Genomic DNA, 18,137 nt, shown 5'->3' with positions numbered 1-18,137 from the left:
CCGCATGGTGAACTCCCGCGGTCTGTGGCAGCGTGATTCTCGCCACCCTTGATAAGGGTTGCGCTCAGATGAGCGGATCATGGGCGACTGCACTTCTCCAAGGGGTGGCACTGGGTGCCACCCCTTGATCGTTCATCGATCGAAATCAGGTGTGCGGGATGGCCGCTCAAGTGAGCGGAAAGGTGCGATGCTGAGCGGTCTTGCGTTCAAGAGGTGAAAACACGACCCGGTCTCCGCTTGCCAAGCTTTGACTTTCGATCCGGTGGCGGACGACTGGTTACGGGCGCATGACACGCAAGTAGACGTACCCAGGCGCCTTCGATCTGGGTATGTTCCTGGCCGTCAGGGCAGCCACCGAGTCTTCCAGGGAGTCGAGACCCGTGTCGGAAAACAAAGAACCCCACGGAGTGAAGTTCGTTTACGACTTCACCGAGGGAAACAAGGACCTCAAGGACCTCCTGGGCGGCAAGGGCGCGAACCTCGCCGAGATGACCAACCTGGGGCTCCCCGTTCCCCCCGGCTTCACCATCACGACGGACGCCTGCAAGGTCTACCTCGACAGCGGCGAGGAGCCGGCGGCACTGCGTGACGAGGTGAGTGCACACCTCGGAGCCCTCGAAGAGCGGATGGGCAAGAAGCTCGGCCAGGCCGACGACCCGCTGCTGGTCTCGGTCCGCTCCGGCGCCAAGTTCTCCATGCCCGGCATGATGGACACGGTCCTGAACATCGGTCTCTCCGACAAGTCCGTGCAGGGCCTCGCGAAGCAGGCCGGCGACGAGCGCTTCGCGTGGGACTCCTACCGCCGCCTCATCCAGATGTTCGGCAAGACGGTCCTCGGCGTCGACGGCGAGCTCTTCGAGGAGGCGCTGGACGCGGCGAAGGAGGCCAAGCAGGTCACCGTCGACACCGAGCTGGAGGCGGCCGACCTCAGGAAGCTCGTCACCAGGTTCAAGAAGATCGTCAAGGCGGAGGCCGGGCGGGACTTCCCGCAGGACGCGCGCGAGCAGATGGACCTCGCGATCCGCGCGGTCTTCGACTCCTGGAACACCGACCGAGCCAAGCTCTACCGCCGCCAGGAGCGCATCCCCGGCGACCTCGGCACGGCCGTCAACGTCTGCTCCATGGTCTTCGGCAACCTCGGCCCGGACTCCGGCACGGGCGTCGCCTTCACCCGCGACCCCGCCTCCGGCCACCAGGGCGTCTACGGCGACTACCTCCAGAACGCCCAGGGCGAGGACGTGGTCGCGGGCATCCGCAACACGGTCCCGCTGGCCGAGCTGGAGAACATCGACAAGAAGTCGTACGACCAGCTGATGCAGATCATGGAGACGCTGGAGAACCACTACAAGGACCTCTGCGACATCGAGTTCACCATCGAGCGCGGCCGGCTGTGGATGCTCCAGACCCGGGTCGGCAAGCGCACCGCGGGCGCGGCCTTCCGCATCGCGACCCAGCTGGTGGACCAGGGCCTGATCGACGAGACGGAGGCCCTCCAGCGGGTGACGGGCGCCCAGCTCGCCCAGCTGATGTTCCCCCGGTTCGACGAGCAGGCGAAGGCCCACCAGGTCGGCCGCGGCATCGCGGCGTCGCCGGGCGCGGCGGTCGGCAAGGCGGTCTTCGACTCCTACACCGCCGTCAAGTGGTCCCGCTCGGGCGAGAAGGTCATCCTGGTCCGCCGCGAGACCAACCCCGACGACCTCGACGGCATGATCGCGGCGGAGGGCATCCTCACCTCCCGCGGCGGCAAGACCTCGCACGCGGCCGTGGTCGCCCGCGGCATGGGCAAGACCTGCGTCTGCGGCGCGGAGGAGCTGGAGGTCGACACCAAGCGCCGCCGCATGACGGTCCCCGGCGGCCACGTCGTCGAAGAGGGCGACGTCATCTCCATCGACGGCTCGTCCGGCAAGGTCTACCTGGGCGAGGTCCCCGTCGTACCCTCCCCGGTCGTCGAGTACTTCGAGGGCCGCATGCACGCGGGCGCCCAGGACGCCGACGAACTGGTCGAGGCGGTCCACCGCATCATGGCCTTCGCCGACCGCAAGCGCCGCCTGCGCGTCCGCGCGAATGCCGACAACGCCGAGGACGCGCTGCGCGCCCGCCGGTTCGGCGCCCAGGGCATCGGCCTGTGCCGCACCGAGCACATGTTCCTCGGCGACCGCCGCGAACTGGTGGAGCGCCTGATCCTGGCGGACACGCAGGAGGACCGCGAGGAGGCCCTGCAGGCCCTGCTCCCGCTCCAGAAGAAGGACTTCGTCGAACTCTTCTCGGCGATGGACGGCCTCCCGGTGACGGTCCGTCTCCTGGACCCGCCGCTGCACGAGTTCCTCCCGGACATCACGGAGCTCTCGGTCCGGGTGGCCCTCGCGGAGTCCCGCCAGGAACCCCACGAGAACGAGCTGCGCCTCCTGCAGGCGGTGCACCGCCTGCACGAGCAGAACCCGATGCTGGGCCTGCGCGGCGTACGCCTCGGGCTGGTCATCCCCGGCCTGTTCACGATGCAGGTCCGGGCCATCGCCGAGGCCGCCGCCGAACGCAAGAACGCCAAGGGCGACCCCCGCGCCGAGATCATGATCCCCCTCGTCGGCACGGTCCAGGAACTGGAGATCGTCCGCGAGGAGGCCGACCAGGTGATCGCCGAGGTGGAGGCGGCCACCGGCACGACCCTCAAGCTCTCCATCGGCACGATGATCGAGCTCCCGCGGGCCGCCCTGACGGCGGCCCAGATCGCGGAGGCCGCGGAGTTCTTCTCCTTCGGCACGAACGACCTGACCCAGACGGTCTGGGGCTTCAGCCGCGACGACGTCGAGGCCTCCTTCTTCACCGCCTACCTGGAGAAGGGCATCTTCGGCGTCTCCCCCTTCGAGACGATCGACCGCGACGGCGTCGGCTCCCTGGTGGCGGCCGCGGCGAAGGCCGGCCGCGCCACCCGCCCCGACCTGAAACTCGGCGTCTGCGGCGAACACGGCGGCGACCCGGAGTCCGTCCACTTCTTCCACGAGGTGGGCCTGGACTACGTCTCCTGCAGCCCGTTCCGCATCCCGGTGGCCCGCCTGGAAGCGGGCCGGGCGGCGACGCAGTCCGCAGGCAGCGACCACCGCTGAGGCCCCCCGGGGCCTCCCGCGAACCCCGGGTCCGCCGTCCGTCCCCGACCCTCAAGACCGATGGCCGGCGGCCCCGGCACGCAAGAAGAGGGGCGGCACCCTGTGCGGGGGTGCCGCCCCTTCGTGTTCTGCCTGGACTCGTCCGAGGGCGGTGTGCCCTCGGTGTGCCCTCCGGGTGCGGCTACGGGGTCGGGGGCGTGGATCGTTCGGCGGTGTTGATCCTGGCCGGTGTTCCGTCCGGGGCGAACGCGTGGTGGAAGGTGAAGGCGTGCGGTGCGGAGCCGTGGGCGTGGAGGTGTTCCAGCCCGGTGACCCCGTCCTGCCAGACGGGTGTCACGCCGTCGGGGACCCACCAGCACACGTGACTCGGATGTCCGGTCCTCTCGAACCAGTCGTGACGCCTGGTCAGCGCCTCACGGTGCAGGCCGGTGTGGACGGCGTCGAAGGCGGGGCGCAGGCCGGTCCAGAGCGAGAGGGTCGCGGCCAGGGCGGTGGTTTCCACGGTACGGCCCTTGGCGTACCAGGCCGGGACGGCGAATTTTCCCCATGCGCCCCAGTCCGCCTCGAAGAGCATGCCCCGGTCGCCGTCCGCCGCTTCGGCCCGCGCGAGGTACCCGGGGTGCCGGCCGATCTTCCGGTAGACGGCCTCGCCCCAGTCGTGGAACTCCCGCGTGAGGGGTGCGGGATCGGCGAGGGGTGACTTCAGGACACCGAACGTGTACAGCGCAAGATGGGGCATGCGTCTCTCCCTGGTCGGGGTGCCCGGTGCGGACCCGACCCGGGGACCAGGTGAAGGTAGCCGCCGCCGCGGGCCCTGTCGACGTTGCGTTCTCGCTGTCCACGTGGCCTCTCGCGACGGTGGTGCGCACCACCCCGAGCACCGGGCACGGGTGGGCGGTCAGAGCAGACCGAGGTCGTCGAGTTCCTTGTACAGGTCGGAGCGCGGGGAGTCGGGGGAGGGCTGTGGGGGCGTGCCGCCGGCCGTGGTCCGGGGGGTGAGGGCGCCGGAGGCGGGGCGCGGGGCGCGGCGGTCGCGGAAGAGCCAGGCGCCGACCAGCCCGCCGAGCAGCCCGCCGAGGTGGCCGAGCCAGCTCACGCCGGGGGTGCCGGGGACGGCCACGGTGAGGAGGTAGGCGAAGGACGCGCCCATGACGATCCCGATCAGCGTGTCGATCAGGTGCCGGTCGAAGAGTCCCCGTACGACGACGTAGCCGAAGTACCCGAAGATCAGGCCGCTGGCGCCGACCGTCGCCACGTCGCCCTGCTCGAAGAACCACACCACCAGGCCGCTGCTCAGCGCGATCAGGAGAGTGAGGCCGAGGAACCGGGCCACTCCCCGGTAGGCGGCGAGGAAGCCGAAGACGAACAGCGGGCCGGAGTTGCTCTCGATGTGCGCCCAGCTCCAGTGCAGCAGCGGCGCGACCAGGATGTCGGGCAGGGTGCCGACGTCGCCCGAGACCAACGCGTGGTCGCGGGAGAGGGCGTAGTGGTCGGAGTAGTTGGCCACTTGGATCAGCCAGACGACCGCCAGCAGACCGAACACCACGAAGAACGCCTTCCGCGCCTCCGCGACCATCTGCTCGGGGCTCATCGGCACCGGTACGGGCCGGTCCTTCTTCGGTTCCTTCTTCGGTTCCCGCTCCGGTTGCCGCTTCGGTTCCCTCTCGGGTTTCTTCTTCGGCGTACCCATGGCGGGCTCCCCCCTCGAACCGCTCGAACGCTGTCGCGTCCCCACCACGGCGCACTCTACGGCAGCCCGCTGACAGCCGCCGAGGCCCGGCTACAGGGCCGGTTCCGCCCACAGGTCCGCCGGTACCACGCCCACCGAACGGCCGTGTGCGTCCAGCAGGCGGCCGAGGAGTTTGTCCTGGCGCAGGGTGATGACCCGGTCCGCGATGTCCAGGGCCGGGTGGGCCGTCGCCAGCTGGGTCTCCAGGCGGAGGATGTCGCTGACCGAGTGCAGGCTGGCCTGGAGGATGAGGTTCTGCGGGCCGCTGATGGCGGCGCAGTTGCGGGTCTCGGGGAGCCGGATGAGGCACTGGCCGACCTCGGGCAGCTCGGCGGGCGGCACCCTGGCCCAGAAGGTGACGGCGACCGGCCAGCCGCCGAGGGGGCGGGCGAAGTCGCACCGGAAGCGGAGCAGACCCCGGCGGGTGAGGGCCTCGACGCGGCGCTTGGCGGTGGAGAGGCTGACGCCGAGGTCCCGCGCCAGGCTCTGGTAGGGGGCGCGGCCGTCGTGGGCGAGACGGACGGCGAGGGCGCGGTCGGAGGAGGTGAGCTGCCGGTGGGTCGTCCGTTGCGCGGCGGGGGCGGGCGGCCGCGGCGTCAGCCGGGCGCGTTGGGCCGGGGCCAGGGCGGCGATGCGCCAGTGGCCGCCCTCGGTGAACATGTGGGTGACGACCCGGGACCGTACGGCGGTGATGCCGGGCAGGTGGGGGAGCAGGTCGAGGGTGTAGCGGGACAGGGCCGGCAGGTCGGGGGTGGCGACCGTGGCGAGGATGTCGTGGCCCGAGGCCGTCCGCTCGATCGTCACCATGTGCGGGTGGGCGCTCAGCGCCTCGGCGACCCGGGCCGTGGTCCCCGGGGCGCAGTCGATCACGACGTACGCCACGCAGATCTGCTCCAGCAGGCGCGGGCCGGGCGAGAAACCGACCCAGGCCGTGCCCTGCGTGGAGAGGCGGTGGAAGCGCCGGGCCACCGTGACCGGGTCGACGCCCAGGGCGCGTCCGAGCTCGGTCCAGGAGGCGCGCGGGCTGAGCTGCAGCGCGTTGATCAACGCCAGCTCGTCCTCGGTGAGCAGGTGCGGCATGGGCGGCATGGGCGCCATGGCGGCAGCATCCTGCTTCCACTCGCGGTCCGAGCCGGAATCCTGCGTTTCGGAGTCGTTGTGCGCCACTCTCCCATTGTGGACTTCCAGGGTCCCGCTCCCCGCGGGTGCAGTCGTGAAGAAGGGCCGGAGCATGGCGTTCGCCGACTACCAGAACGAGATCTACCTCGACGGGCTGCGCGGAGTGGTGCCGCGGTTCCCGATGTCGTACGGCGATCTGGAGCCGCAGGCCCTGGCCGCGCTGCCCCCCGCGGTGCGCTCGTACGTCGCGGGCGGCGCCGGTGACGAGCGGACGCAGCGGGCCAATGTCGCCGCGTTCGAACGCTGGGGTCTGGTGCCGCGCATGCTGGTGGGGGCCGCGGAACGGGACCTGTCCGTGGACCTGTTCGGGATGCGGCTGCCCTCGCCGCTGTTCATGGCCCCGGTCGGGGTGATCGGGCTGTGCGCGCAGGACGGTCACGGTGACCTCGCCGTCGCCCGCGCCGCCGCCCGTACCGGCGTACCGATGGTCGCCTCCACGCTGACCGTCGACCCGCTGGAGCAGGTGGCCGCCGAGTTCGGGGACACCCCCGGTTTCTTCCAGCTGTACACCCCCACCGACCGCGAACTGGCCGAGAGCCTGGTGCACCGGGCCGAGCGGGCCGGGTTCAAGGGGATCGTGGTCACGCTGGACACCTGGATCACCGGCTGGCGGCCCCGCGACCTGAGCACCAGCAACTTCCCGCAGCTGCGCGGCAACTGCCTGGCCAACTACACCGCCGACCCCGTCTTCCGGGCCCGCCTCGGCAAGAACCCGCAGGACGACCCGCAGGCCGCCGTCGCGCTCTGGGCGGGGATCTTCGGCAACCCGCTCACCTGGGACGACCTGCCCTGGCTGCGGTCGATCACCGATCTGCCGCTGATCCTCAAGGGGCTCTGCCACCCCGAGGACGTCCGCCGGGCCAGGGACGGCGGGGTGGACGGCGTCTACTGCTCCAACCACGGCGGCCGCCAGGCCAACGGCGGGCTGCCCGCCCTCGACGTGCTGCCGGAGGTGGTCGAGGCCGCCGACGGCCTGCCCGTCCTGTTCGACTCCGGGGTCCGGACGGGCGCCGACATCGTCAAGGCGGTCGCGCTGGGCGCCACCGCCGTGGGCGTCGGCCGGCCCTACGCGTACGGCCTCGCCAACGGCGGTGAGCCCGGCCTCGTCCACGTCCTGCGGGCGCTGCTCGCCGAGGCCGACCTGATCATGGCCGTCGACGGCTACCCGACACTCGCCGACCTCACGCCGGAGGCCCTGCGCCGGGTCGCCTGACCGGCGGGACCGCCGGTCTCCCGGCCGGTGCGGACCTCTGCCGGCCGGTGCGGACCTCTGCCGGCCGGTGCGGACCTCTGCCGGCCGGTGTCGGCCGGTGTCGGCCGGTACCCGCTTCCGGCTGCGACGCGTGCGGCCCTGCCCGTGGTGCTCCCTCGTGCGCGAGGCCCGCGGCCCTCGGCTGCTGAACAGAATCGACACAACATGTAGAGCACGCCCAGTCGGTATGGTGTGCATATGACCGCGACCCGAGGGGACACCCGGCGCCGCGAGCAGGTGCTCGCGGCGGCCCTGACCGTTTTCGCCACCTTCGGCTACCGCAAGACGTCGATGGACGCGGTGGCCCGGGCCGCCGACATCTCCCGCCCCGGCCTGTACTTCCTCTTCTCCGGCAAGGAGGAGCTGTTCCGCGAGACCGTGCGGCAGGAGCTGGACCGGACGCTGGCCGACGTCCGCACGGCCCTGGCCGCCCCCGGCGCGGACCTCGACGCCCGCCTGGTGGCCGCGCTCGACGCCGGCCTCGGCCGGTACGTCGGCACGCACCTCGCCCAGGCCGTCGACGACCTGCTGGAGCACGGCGCCGCGCAGCTCCTCGGCCTCTACGGCGACCACCGGGACGCCTTCCTCGACACGCTCGCGCGCGCCATCGCCGACTCCGGCCGTACGGCATCCGGCACCGTCACGCCGCGCCAGATCGCCGAGGTCCTGCAAGCGGCCGGCGAGGGCTGGAAGCACCGCGCCGGCGACCGCGCGGAGTTCGTACGCAGGCTGGGCGTGGCGGTCGCGGTGGCGTTGCGCCCGTAGGCCCTTTCCCGGCGAAACGACATCCCGTGGCGACCCCGAAGCCGTCGGATGCGGCGGAGCCGGGGAAACCGTGTTGAGGGGCCGGTCCGTCGTGCGGAAGGCTCCGTAGCATGGAGTTCTTCTGTTACCACCGTGACCGGGCCGGTTCCGTGACGTTGCGTGCGGAGCTGGTGGAGGACCACTGGGGCTACATGGACGGCTACGCGGCCGGGTTGATCGCCCGGGGGCCGACGTTCCGCGCCGGCGGTGCGGAGCCGAGCGGGAGCGTGCACGTCGTGGACCTGCCCGGCCCCGCCGCTGCCCGGGCGTTCGCCTTCGACGAGCCGAACTACCAGGCGGGCGTGTACCGGGACGTGCTGCTGCGGCGGTGGCGCAATCTGCTGGGGCGGACCATGTGGGAGTTCCCCGGCGGCCGGACCGGCAGCGACCGGTACCTGGTGCTCGGCCTGGGCCCGGTGCCCGCCGACGCCGCCGTGGGCGAGCCCGGCGGCCTGCCGGCCGGCACCGATCACGACGACCTGATCGCCTTCGGCCCGCTGCTGTCCGACGACGGCACCACCTGGATCGGCACGGCGGCGCTGGTCCGGGCCGCGCACCGGGACCAGGCGCTGCGCGTGCTGGCGCCGGTGCGGTACGCGGACGTCGAGGTGCACGAGTGGGAGTTCGGCGGGCGGCGGTGACCCGGACTGTGACGTGGACCATGGCCTGACCCTGACCCTGACCCTGACCCTGACGCTCGGCCCGGACTGTGGGCCGGGCGGTTGTCTAGATCGCCAGGGACTCCGCCAAGCCGTCCGCGAACCGGGTGACACGGTCGAGACGGGGGCCGCTGCGGGCGACGCGGAAGCCGTGCCGGCGGCCCCAGAACGCCGCCTGGACGGCGTGGAGCTGGGCCCAGCGGCGGACGCGTTCGCGGTCGAGTTCCGCCGCTTCGGCGAAGACGTCCAGGAGGCGGCGGGCGGTCTTCGGGAGGTCGTCGCACCGCAGCAGGCTCAGCGCGCGGGACTTGAGGAGGGTGCCGCCGTCGTACGCCGGGTCTCCCGCGCAGCCCTTGGGGTCGACCGCCAGCCACGGTTCCCGGTCCGCCCGCAGGATGTTGCGTGCGTGCAGGTCGCCGTGGACGAGGGTGTCCGGCTGGGTCCGGCCCAGTTCGCGGACGGTGGCGAGGGCCGCGTCCAGTGCGCGCGGCGGGACGGCGTGGGGCAGCTCGGCGGCGTTCTCGCGCAGCTCCGCCGCCCAGGCGTCCGCGCGGTCCCGGAGCCGGGGCAGGTTCGGCGGCGCCGGGACGGCCAGCCGGTGGTTCAGGCGGCCCGCGATCGTCATCACCGTCTCGTCGTCGGGCTCCAGGGCCGCGAGCGTCGACATGTGGGCCCGTTCCAGGAGGAGGGCGAAGCGGGCGTCGTCGCGCCGGTGCAGGAGGACCGCGCCACGGCCCGCCCACGCCTCGAACGCGTCCGGCTCGTGGACGTTGCCGGGGTGCGGGAAGGACACCTTGACGACGCAGGTGCGGCCGCAGGAACGCAGGCGGACCGGGACGATCACGCCCACACCGCCGTGCGTCACCTCGCCGTCGCGCACGCAGTCCCAGCGCCGGAGCAAGTCCTCGACCGTGGAAGGGAGTTCACTGATCCAAGCCGCCCCACGGTCGCCCTCGCGCTCGATCGTGCCCCGCACCAGTGCCTCCGGAATACCGATCATCCCGGCACCCTACGCGGCGCTCCCGGCGGACGTCCTCAGGCAGCCCGTGCCTCGTACGCCGCCGCCCGCACCTCGTACGCCGTCACCCGTACCGTCCCGTCGTCCAGGCAGGCGCCGGTCCCCAGGTCGAAGCGCTGCTTGAGGAGCGGGGAGGCCACGAACGGGCGGCCCCGGTGGGTGCCGGTCAGGCCGCGGGAGAGGACCGCCGCGCCGCCGAAGGGGTCGCGGTTGTCGATGGCGTAGAGGCGGTCGGCGCGGTCCCGGAAGACGGCGGCCTGGCGACCGTCCGGGAGGAGTACGGCCACCCCGCGGCCGGGGGTGAGCAGGCTCAGGTCGCAGACGGTGAACCAGCCGTCCGCCAGCCGGAGCTGGACCTTCAGGCAGGTGGTCTCGGGGGCCAGGGTCATCGCTGGGCGCTTCCTTCCAGAACGGTCGCCGTGCCGTCCGCCCGGCGCAGGCCGACGGACAGCAGCGGCAGGTCGGGCTTCATCTGGTCCCGCTCGGGCACGAAGCCGACGACCGGGTCGGGGGTGTCGGGGGCGTTGACGAACGAGACGAACCGGGCGAGCTTGTCGGGGTTGTCGATGGTGGTCGCCCACTCGTCGGCGTAGTTGGCCACGTGTGCCGCCATCAGGGACTCCAGCTCCGCGCAGATGCCGAGGGAGTCCTCGACCACCACGTCGCGGACGTGGTCCAGGCCGCCCGGGATCCGCTCCAGCCAGGTCGACGTGCGCTCCAGGCGGTCGGCGGTACGGATGTAGAACATCAGGAAACGGTCGATCAGGCGGACCAGTTCGGCGTCGGTGAGGTCCTGGGCGAGCAGGTCCGCGTGGCGCGGGGTGGCGCCGCCGTTGCCGCCGACGTACAGGTTCCAGCCGTTGGCGGTGGCGATGACGCCGAAGTCCTTCGACTGGGCCTCCGCGCACTCGCGTGCGCAGCCGGAGACGGCGGACTTGAGCTTGTGCGGCGACCTGAGCCCCCGGTAGCGCAGCTCCAGGTCGATCGCCATCCGCACCGAGTCCTGGACGCCGTAGCGGCACCAGGTCCGGCCCACGCAGGACTTGACGGTCCGCAGCGCCTTCCCGTACGCGTGGCCCGACTCGAAACCGGCGTCCACCAGCCGCGTCCAGATCAGCGGGAGCTGTTCGACGCGCGCGCCGAACATGTCGATCCGCTGACCGCCGGTGATCTTCGTGTAGAGGCCGAAGTCGCGGGCGATCTCGCCGATCGTGATCAGGCCCTCGGGGGTGATCTCGCCGCCGGGGATGCGCGGGACGACCGAATAGGAGCCGTTCTTCTGGAGGTTGGCGAGGAAGTGGTCGTTGCTGTCCTGGAGCGCCGCCTGCTCGCCGTCCAGGACGTAGCCGCTCGCGCCGATCGCCGGGGCGAGGGACGCGATGATCGACGCCACCGTCGGCTTGCAGACCTCGCAGCCGTCGCCGCCCCGGGCGCCCTCCCGGCCGTAGCGGTCGAGCAGGTCCCGGAAGGTGCCGACGCGCAGCGCCAGGACGATCTCGTACAGCTCCTCGCGGGTCTGCGCGAAGCAGCCGCACAGGCCCTTGTCGACCTCGACGCCGGACGCCTCCAGCTCCGCCGCCACCAGCTGGCCGAGCACCTTCACGCACGAACCGCAGCCGGTGCCCGCCTTGGTGCACTTCTTCACCTCCGGCACGGTGGTGCAGGAGTGCCCGGTCACCGCGCCGCGGATCGTGCCCTTGCTGACGTTGTGGCAGGAGCAGACCACGGCCTCGTCGGGAAGGGCGGACGGGCCGAGTTGGGCGCCGCCGCTCGCACCGGCCGGCAGGACGAGGGACTCGGGGGCGACCGGCGGTACCGAACCGGTGAAGGCCCGCAGGGTGCCGTACGCGTCCGCGTCGCCGACCAGGATGCCGCCGAGCAGGGTGCCGTCCCGGCCGATCACCAGCTTCTTGTACAGGCCCGCACGGGCGTCGGAGTACACGACGTCCAGGCAGTCCCCGGTCGTGCCGTGCGCGTCGCCGAAGGAGGCCACGTCCACGCCGAGCAGCTTCAGCTTGGTGGACAGGTCGGCGCCGGTGAAGGCCGCCTCGTCGGCGGCGATGGTCGCCGCCGCCGTCTCGGCCTGTTCGTAGCCCGGCGCCACCAGCCCGTACACCCGGCCGTCCGCCGCCAGCGCGCACTCGCCGATCGCGAACACGTGCGGGTCGGCGACGGTGCGGCACTGCTCGTCGACGGCGATGCCGCCGCGCTCGCCGACCGTCAGACCGCAGTCCCGGGCGAGCTGGTCCCGCGGCCGGACCCCGGCGCTGAACACCACCAGGTCGGTGGCGAGTTCGGAGCCGTCGGACAGCCGCATCCCCGTCACGGCGCCCGCGGCGTCGACCACGATCTCCCGCGTGCCGACGCCGGTGTGGACCGTCAGCCCCATCTCCTCGACGGTGCGCAGCAGGGCCGCGCCGCCGCCCTCGTCCACCTGCACCGGCATCAGCCGCGGCGCGAACTCCACGATGTGGGCGGCGAGTCCGAGCCCCTTCAGCGCCCCGGCCGCCTCAAGGCCCAGCAGCCCGCCGCCGACCACCGCGCCCACCGTCGCCCTCGACCTCGCGTACTCCTCGATCGCCAGCAGGTCCTCGATCGTGCGGTAGACGAAGCAGCCCGTCGCGTCCTTGTGCGGGACCGGGGGCACGAACGGGTAGGAGCCGGTGGCGAGTACGAGCGTGTCGTACGCGAACGCCCTGCCGGACCCGGCCGTTACCGTCCGCGCCGCGCGGTCGATCGTCTCCGCCGGGTCGCCGACGTACAGCTCGATGCCGTGCGCGTCGATGAACTCCATGTCGGTCATGGAGAGGTCGTCGGGGGTCCGGCCCGAGAAGTACGAGGTGAGGGCGACGCGGTCGTAGGCGGGACGCGGCTCCTCGCACAGCACGACCACGCGGTGCGTCGCGGTCAGGCCGCGCTCGGCGAGCGCCTCCAGGAAGCGCTGCCCGACCATGCCGTGGCCGACGAGCACGATCGTGGGGGTGGCCCCGGGGGTGGCGGTCATCAGGAGCCTCCGTCGTTGAGGAGCAGGGGAAGCAGGGGAAGCAGGGGAAGCAGGGGAAGCAGGGGAAGCGTCGGGCGGAGCCGGGGGCCGGCGGGCGCGGGGTGGGGACGGGCGGTCGCCTCGGGGGTGCGGCGGCGGCCGGTCGGCACCGCGGCGAGCGGAACCGCGGCGCGCGGCACCCGGCTGCACGGGCGGCGCCCGGCGTCGCCGGCGCGCGGCACGGGTGCCTCACGCGGCTCGCGTGTGTCGGGCGTCTCACGCGTCTCACGCGTTTCGTACGGCTCGCGCGGCACAGGGGCGCCGGTCACCGCCACACGCGTCTTCGAGGTCATACCCAGGAGCCTGCGGGGCCGACGTTACCCGGCCGCATCACCGCTGTTTCCCAGGAGGAACGCTGCCCTCTTCGGGGTGCGGGGGTGAGTGTGAGGGGTCCGAGGAGGTCCGGGGGATCCGCGGTGGTCCGCGGGGAGGGGTGGTGGCCGCCGGTCAGCGGCTTCCGGTCAGGTGGGCGAAGACGACGACGTTCCCCTGGTAGCCGGTCGTGCGCGAGTAGCCGCCGCCGCAGGTGATGACCCGGAGCTCGGGGCGCTTCGCGGCGCCGTACACCTTCTCGTCGGGGAAGTCGCGGGCCTGGTAGACCTCCACCGCGTCGACGCTGAACACGGCGACGCTCCGGTCCTGCCGGTCCACCTCGATGGTCGTGCCGCGCCGGAGGGCACCGAGGTCGTAGAAGACGGCGGGGCCCTCGGTGTTGTCGACGTGCCCGGCGACGATCGCGGTGCCGGTCTCGCCGGGGGTGGTGCCGGCCTCGTACCAGCCGGCGAGGTTCTTCTCCTTGGCGGGCGGGACGTCGAGGCTGCCCGAGGCGGTGAGGCCGAGGCCCATGAGGGGGGCGTTCACACGGATGGCGGGGATGCGGATGCGGGTGGGCGGGGAGGGCGGCAGCGCGGGGGCTTCGAGGCGCTCCTCGCCGGGGTCGGGACGGCCCTCGGCGGCGGACGGCTGGGGCGGCGCGTCGTGCGGTCCGCCGAACGGGCCGAGCAGCCATACGCCGGATCCGAGGGCCATGACGGTCACGGCGGCTATCGCGGTGTCCCCGATCCTGCGCATGTGAACCCCTCTCCCTGAGGTGAGAACTTCAAACGAGGGGGTGGGCCGTCAGCGGTGGTGGGAGCCTCTGACGGACGTGACCCCCTCCCCCTCCGGGCCGCGAGGGGCGTCGGACCCGGAGGGGGTGGGATGTGCGGTACCGGCGGACGGACAGCGGAGGGTGTCCGTCAGATCGCATCGCCTCTCGCCCGGCGATGCAGGAGCCAGGTACCGCCCGCGGCGGCGACGGCCAGAGCCGTCACGCCTGCCGCGGTCTGCACGGGGTCGGTGCCAAGGGCACCACCGACCCCCGTCTTCACACTGCCGTGGGGCTGTACCTGCTGCCCCGCGGCCGGCGCCAGTGCCACCACCAGGTCCCCGGTCACCTGCCGGGTCCCCTCGGCGCACTTCGCGACGATCTCGTACGTCCCCGGTTGCGCGCTCGGCGGCACCTGGAACTGCCCGATCGCCTCGCCTTCGTGCGTGCTCGGCGCAAGGGTGAACGTGCCGGCGCCGACGGAACTGGCATCCCCGACCGCCGTTCCCTTCTCGCCGCAGGCCGCCGTGTTCACGGTGACCTGGCCGCCGGCCGCCGCGGTCGACGGGTACACGTCGAGGCTGCCGGTGGCGCCGCCGTACGCCGGCGCGACGGCGAGTCCGGCCGTGGCCACGGCCAGCGCGGTCCCGGTCACCAGACGGGCGGTGCGTCGCATGGTGCTCCCTCGGTCGAGGTCGTCCACTCCCTTGCTCTACCGAGGTAAAAGCCAACGGCCCGCCCGCGCTCCCTGAGGATCCGTCAGTTTTGGGATGAACGGGTGGCACCGCGGCCGGCCGAGGAGTCCGTCGGGGGCGAATCCGGGCAGGTCAAGGGGGTTGCGCGGGTATCGGTATGAAGAACACACGAATGGTGGGCCCTGGGGGGAACGAACGGGTGACCGGCTCCGGGCGCACCGCCCGCGACGGCCGCTCGGGCGGGCAGGCACGTGCTGCGGGCGGGCGGGTACTGCGCGCGGACGAGTGCTGCGGGCGGGCGGGTACTGCGCGCGGACGAGTGCTGCGGGCGGGCGGGTACTGCGCGCGGAGCGCGGGGCCGGACACGTCGAGGGGGCGTGAGCCGGACGGCCCGGCCGTGTCCGCGGGGTTACGGCGTCCGCCGGGCACCCTCCGGCGCCGTCCGGATCGCCGCGATGTCGAACTGCAGCCGCACCGTCTCGCTCACCATCGCGCCGCCCTCCGCCAGCCGGGAGTTGTAGACCAGCCCCCAGTCCATGCGGTTGATGGTGGTGGTGCCGTCGAAGCCGACGCGCTGGTAGCCGAAGGGGTCGGTGACGGTGCCGATGTAGGTGAGCTCCAGGTCCACCGGGCGTGTCGTATCCCTGATGGTCAGGTCGCCGGTCATGACGTAGACGTCCGGCGCCTTCAGGCGCACCGCCGTGCTCTGGAAACGCATCCGCGGAAAGGCCGCGGAGTCGAGGAAGTCGCGCCCCACCAGATGGGCGTCGCGCTGTTCCACGCCCGTGTCGACGCTCGCCGTGGACAGGATGATCTCCGCCTGTGAACGGGACGGGTCGCGGCCGTCGAAGTAGAGGCGGCTCTTGTACTCGGTGAAGGCCCCGCGGACCGTCGTCACCATCGCGTGCCGGACCGAGAAACCGATTCTGCTGTGCGCCGGGTCGATGATCCACTCGCCGGTGAGGGCGGCGAGGGCGGGGTCCAGGAGGACGGGGGCCGAGGTGGGGGAGGCCGGCGCCGCCGTCGGGCGTGAGGGGATCGTGGGGGTGCGGCGGGACGTGTGGGGGCGGCTGAACAAGTTCATGATTTATCTAGTTAGTCCACTCGGGGAATTGTCGCAAGTGGTCTTCAGGGCAAAGGATTTCGCCAATTCCGTATACCGTCACCGAAACTGCACAGCACCGCCACGGGATCCACTCGGGAGGTTTTCGCTATTCCCGAATTCCGGTTTCCTTGAATTGCGCCGTTCCCCGTGGTTCGGGATGTGTGCGACTTCGTCCGGGGTGTTGGGGCGGCCGCCCCGCCTCGTTCGCCGGGGCGGGGCGGCCGACTCACGTCGGTGTGCCGTGCCTCAGTTCACGTTCACCGCGCTCCAGGCCGCCGCCACGGCGTTGTACTCCGCGCTGCCGTTGCCGTACAGGTCCTTCGCCGCGTTGAGGGTCGCCGTGCGGGCACCCGCGTAGTTCGTCGAGGAGGTCATGTAGACCGTCAGGGCCCGGTACCAGATAGCGCCCAGCTTGTCGCGGCCGATGCCGGTGACCGTCGAGCCGTTGTACGTCGGGGAGTTGTAGCTCACGCCGTTGATGGTCTTCGGGCCGCTGCCCTCCGCCAGCAGGTACGCGAAGTGGTTGGCGACGCCGGAGGAGTAGTGGACGTCCAGATTGCCCACCGACGAACTCCAGTAGTCCGCCGAACTCCCGTCCTTCGACGGCTGGTCCATGTACCGCAGTGCCGTCTTGCCGAAGCCGGACCGGACGATCTTCTCGCCGATCAGGTAGTCGCCGGGGTCGGAGGAGTTGTTGGCGTACCACTCCACCAGCGTGCCGAGGATGTCGGAGGTCGCCTCGTTCAGGCCGCCGGACTCGCCCGAGTACGTCAGCGCGGCCGTCTTGGAGGTGACCCCGTGCGTCATCTCGTGGCCCGCCACGTCGAGTGCCACCAGCGGGCCGAAGGTGGTCCCGTCACCGTCGCCGTACGTCATGCAGAAGCAACTGTCGTCCCAGAAGGCGTTGTTGTAGCTGTTGCCGTAGTGGACGCGGTTGTACGAGCCCTTGCCGTCGCCCGCGATGCCGTTGCGGTTGTGGACGTTCTTGTAGTAGTCCCAGGTCTCGTTGGTGCCGTACTGGGCGTCGACGGCCGCCGAGGAGCGGTCCGAGGTCGCGCCCGTGCCCCAGTGGTTGTCGGCGTCCGTGAACACCGTCGACGGCGCCCGGCTGATGCAGATGCCGAAGATGCACAGGTCGGTCTTGTTCGCCGCGTCGCCGGTGTACGTGTTGCCGCGCGTCGGGTCCGTGAGGTTGTACGAGGAACCGGACTGGGTCGTCTGCAGCGGGACCGTGCCGCTGTACAGGGACTTGCCGTCGCCGGTCGCCGTCTCGATGCTGTCCCAGGCGTCGATCTGGGCGCCGGTGCGGGCGTCCGTGAGCACCGTGCGGGCGACCGGGTTGCCGAGCGAGTCCTTGCCGACGGCGTTGGTGCGCCAGGCCAGCCTCGGCGTGCCGTGCAGGGCGTCGACGACCAGCTGCGGTTTGGCCTGCACCTGCTTCAGCGCGTCGCCGAGGTTCGCCGCCCGCAGCGCGTTCACCGCGAGGTCGGCGGCCTTCGGGGCGGAGACGTCGGGGACGGTCGACGCCAGGGATATCCGGCTCCGGGTCGCCCGGTCGGCGCTGCGGTACGCGCCGGACGACTTCAGGTGGACGACGAAGTCGCCGCCCAGGACCGGGAGGTGACGGTACGTGCGGTCGTAGCGGACGTGCTGGGTGCCGTTCCTGTCCACGATCACGTCGCGGACCGAGGTGCCCTCGGCGGACGTGAGGCCGAGGGCGGTGGCGTGCTGGACGAGTGCCTGCGCCGCGTTGGCGATCGCCGTGGCCCTGGTCGGTCTGGCGTCGGCGTGGGCGGCGGGGGAGAGCGCGGCGGCCAGCAGGGTCGCGGTGGTGGCGGCGACGCCGGCGGTGGCGAGACGGGAAACTCGGGTGTTCCGGGTCCGGCTCATCGGTCTCCTTGGAGGTGCGCCTCGAAGGCGTGGGGGTGGCGCTGATGACGACAGAGATTTAAGAGGCCATGACATGTCATGTCCATAGCGCCTCCATGGAGATGTGTGTGGAGGTGAAGGGGGTGGAGAATTTCTTCTGTGACCACCCGAACCCCCCGCCACCTCCCGTTCTTCGTCTACGGCACGCTCCGACCCGGCGAGGTCAACCACGACGCGTACCTGCGGGGCCGGACGGAGACCGAGGAACCCGGCCGCCTCGACGGGGCCGTGCTCTACGACGGGCCCGGCTATCCCTACGCCGTCGAGGAATCCGGGCCGGCGGCGGTGCACGGCGAACTGGTCACCGCGCGCCCCGAGGCGTACGACCGACTCCTGCTGGAACTGGACGCGTTGGAGGAGTGCGTGCCCCAGGACCCGGCGAGCCTGTACGTACGCGTCGCGCGGGACGTCGTACGGCTCCGGGACGGCGCCGCGGTCCGGGCCTGGGTGTACGTCGCCGGGCCCGTCGTGGCCGGGAGACTGCGCACCGGCGGGCGGCGCATCGACGGCGGTGACTGGCTGGGCCACGGCTGACA

Annotated in this window: 16 protein-coding genes; 5 read left to right on the top strand and 11 right to left on the bottom strand. The window is 72.0% G+C overall.

The window, feature by feature from the left end:
• Positions 1 to 380 precede the first annotated feature (380 nt).
• Positions 381 to 3,101, top strand: a complete 2,721-nt coding sequence (ppdK, locus tag AB0472_RS01680) for a pyruvate, phosphate dikinase (protein WP_366352410.1) — start codon at positions 381 to 383, stop codon at positions 3,099 to 3,101.
• A 181-nt stretch (positions 3,102 to 3,282) separates the two neighbouring features.
• On the opposite strand, the gene AB0472_RS01675 is transcribed toward ppdK, so the two are convergent.
• The 3 genes from AB0472_RS01675 to AB0472_RS01665 all read right to left on the bottom strand — a co-directional run bounded on the left by AB0472_RS01675 (position 3,283) and on the right by AB0472_RS01665 (position 5,928).
• Entirely contained in the window at positions 3,283 to 3,840 is a 558-nt protein-coding gene (locus AB0472_RS01675; RefSeq protein WP_366352409.1) for a DUF3291 domain-containing protein, read from the bottom strand.
• Positions 3,841 to 3,999: 159 nt separating this feature from the next.
• Entirely contained in the window at positions 4,000 to 4,791 is a 792-nt protein-coding gene (locus tag AB0472_RS01670) for a rhomboid family intramembrane serine protease (RefSeq protein WP_366352407.1), read from the bottom strand.
• A gap of 90 nt (positions 4,792 to 4,881) precedes the next feature.
• Positions 4,882 to 5,928 (bottom strand): Lrp/AsnC family transcriptional regulator, encoded by a 1,047-nt coding sequence (locus AB0472_RS01665; RefSeq protein WP_366352406.1) that lies wholly within the window; start codon positions 5,926 to 5,928, stop codon positions 4,882 to 4,884.
• A gap of 133 nt (positions 5,929 to 6,061) precedes the next feature.
• On the opposite strand from AB0472_RS01665, the gene AB0472_RS01660 reads away from it, so the two are divergent.
• From AB0472_RS01660 to AB0472_RS01650, 3 genes are all read left to right on the top strand, one after another.
• Positions 6,062 to 7,222, top strand: coding sequence for an alpha-hydroxy-acid oxidizing protein (locus AB0472_RS01660; protein ID WP_366352404.1), 1,161 nt, complete (start codon positions 6,062 to 6,064; stop codon positions 7,220 to 7,222).
• Between the two features lie 237 nt (positions 7,223 to 7,459).
• The gene (locus AB0472_RS01655; RefSeq protein WP_366352402.1) at positions 7,460 to 8,026 is read left to right on the top strand and encodes a helix-turn-helix domain-containing protein; all 567 of its coding nucleotides are present in this window, start codon (positions 7,460 to 7,462) and stop codon (positions 8,024 to 8,026) included.
• 110 nt (positions 8,027 to 8,136) lie between these two features.
• A complete protein-coding gene (locus AB0472_RS01650) occupies positions 8,137 to 8,706 on the top strand; it encodes a YciI family protein (RefSeq protein ID WP_366352400.1) in 570 nt (189 codons plus the stop codon).
• Positions 8,707 to 8,791: 85 nt separating this feature from the next.
• Here the strand turns inward: AB0472_RS01650 and AB0472_RS01645 are convergent, their stop codons facing one another.
• The 8 genes from AB0472_RS01645 to AB0472_RS01610 all read right to left on the bottom strand — a co-directional run bounded on the left by AB0472_RS01645 (position 8,792) and on the right by AB0472_RS01610 (position 17,562).
• A complete protein-coding gene (locus tag AB0472_RS01645) occupies positions 8,792 to 9,724 on the bottom strand; it encodes an aminoglycoside phosphotransferase family protein (RefSeq protein ID WP_366352399.1) in 933 nt (310 codons plus the stop codon).
• Between the two features lie 35 nt (positions 9,725 to 9,759).
• Complete coding sequence (gene nirD, locus AB0472_RS01640; protein ID WP_366352397.1) at positions 9,760 to 10,131, bottom strand: nitrite reductase small subunit NirD; 372 nt, start codon at positions 10,129 to 10,131, stop codon at positions 9,760 to 9,762.
• Complete coding sequence (nirB, locus tag AB0472_RS01635; RefSeq protein ID WP_366352396.1) at positions 10,128 to 12,746, bottom strand: nitrite reductase large subunit NirB; 2,619 nt, start codon at positions 12,744 to 12,746, stop codon at positions 10,128 to 10,130. Before nirB ends, nirD begins: the two co-directional genes overlap by 4 nt.
• Positions 12,746 to 13,078: a hypothetical protein gene (locus AB0472_RS01630; protein WP_366352395.1), complete on the bottom strand. Its 333-nt coding sequence runs from the start codon at positions 13,076 to 13,078 to the stop codon at positions 12,746 to 12,748. The genes nirB and AB0472_RS01630 overlap by 1 nt, the downstream gene beginning before the upstream one ends.
• Before the next feature lie 154 nt (positions 13,079 to 13,232).
• Positions 13,233 to 13,856: a class F sortase gene (locus AB0472_RS01625; protein WP_366352393.1), complete on the bottom strand. Its 624-nt coding sequence runs from the start codon at positions 13,854 to 13,856 to the stop codon at positions 13,233 to 13,235.
• 167 nt (positions 13,857 to 14,023) lie between these two features.
• Positions 14,024 to 14,548, bottom strand: coding sequence for a hypothetical protein (locus tag AB0472_RS01620; protein ID WP_366352391.1), 525 nt, complete (start codon positions 14,546 to 14,548; stop codon positions 14,024 to 14,026).
• Positions 14,549 to 14,976: 428 nt separating this feature from the next.
• The gene (locus AB0472_RS01615; protein ID WP_366352390.1) at positions 14,977 to 15,651 is read right to left on the bottom strand and encodes a YceI family protein; all 675 of its coding nucleotides are present in this window, start codon (positions 15,649 to 15,651) and stop codon (positions 14,977 to 14,979) included.
• Positions 15,652 to 15,918: 267 nt separating this feature from the next.
• Entirely contained in the window at positions 15,919 to 17,562 is a 1,644-nt protein-coding gene (locus AB0472_RS01610; RefSeq protein WP_366352388.1) for a M4 family metallopeptidase, read from the bottom strand.
• 138 nt (positions 17,563 to 17,700) lie between these two features.
• On the opposite strand from AB0472_RS01610, the gene AB0472_RS01605 reads away from it, so the two are divergent.
• Entirely contained in the window at positions 17,701 to 18,135 is a 435-nt protein-coding gene (locus AB0472_RS01605) for a gamma-glutamylcyclotransferase family protein (protein ID WP_366352386.1), read from the top strand.
• Positions 18,136 to 18,137 lie beyond the last annotated feature (2 nt).

The sequence above is a fragment of the Streptomyces sp. NPDC086777 genome (assembly GCF_040702065.1).
Taxonomy (GTDB): Bacteria; Actinomycetota; Actinomycetes; order Streptomycetales; family Streptomycetaceae; genus Streptomyces.
The sequence above is the reverse complement of the archived record's forward strand: the minus strand, read 5'-3'. Positions and strand labels throughout refer to the sequence as shown.

Excerpts from the sequence above, each read along its gene's own strand:
- AB0472_RS01645 (WP_366352399.1), bottom strand. The coding sequence starts at position 9,724 with ATGATCGGTATTCCGGAGGCACTGGTGCGGGGCACGATCGAGCGCGAG.
- AB0472_RS01610 (WP_366352388.1), bottom strand. The coding sequence starts at position 17,562 with ATGAGCCGGACCCGGAACACCCGAGTTTCCCGTCTCGCCACCGCCGGC.
- AB0472_RS01615 (WP_366352390.1), bottom strand. The coding sequence starts at position 15,651 with ATGAACTTGTTCAGCCGCCCCCACACGTCCCGCCGCACCCCCACGATC.
- AB0472_RS01620 (WP_366352391.1), bottom strand. The coding sequence starts at position 14,548 with ATGCGACGCACCGCCCGTCTGGTGACCGGGACCGCGCTGGCCGTGGCC.
- AB0472_RS01675 (WP_366352409.1), bottom strand. The coding sequence starts at position 3,840 with ATGCCCCATCTTGCGCTGTACACGTTCGGTGTCCTGAAGTCACCCCTC.
- AB0472_RS01650 (WP_366352400.1), top strand. The coding sequence starts at position 8,137 with ATGGAGTTCTTCTGTTACCACCGTGACCGGGCCGGTTCCGTGACGTTG.
- nirB (WP_366352396.1), bottom strand. The coding sequence starts at position 12,746 with ATGACCGCCACCCCCGGGGCCACCCCCACGATCGTGCTCGTCGGCCAC.
- AB0472_RS01625 (WP_366352393.1), bottom strand. The coding sequence starts at position 13,856 with ATGCGCAGGATCGGGGACACCGCGATAGCCGCCGTGACCGTCATGGCC.
- AB0472_RS01660 (WP_366352404.1), top strand. The coding sequence starts at position 6,062 with ATGGCGTTCGCCGACTACCAGAACGAGATCTACCTCGACGGGCTGCGC.
- AB0472_RS01630 (WP_366352395.1), bottom strand. The coding sequence starts at position 13,078 with ATGACCTCGAAGACGCGTGTGGCGGTGACCGGCGCCCCTGTGCCGCGC.
- AB0472_RS01655 (WP_366352402.1), top strand. The coding sequence starts at position 7,460 with ATGACCGCGACCCGAGGGGACACCCGGCGCCGCGAGCAGGTGCTCGCG.
- AB0472_RS01670 (WP_366352407.1), bottom strand. The coding sequence starts at position 4,791 with ATGGGTACGCCGAAGAAGAAACCCGAGAGGGAACCGAAGCGGCAACCG.
- nirD (WP_366352397.1), bottom strand. The coding sequence starts at position 10,131 with ATGACCCTGGCCCCCGAGACCACCTGCCTGAAGGTCCAGCTCCGGCTG.
- AB0472_RS01665 (WP_366352406.1), bottom strand. The coding sequence starts at position 5,928 with ATGGCGCCCATGCCGCCCATGCCGCACCTGCTCACCGAGGACGAGCTG.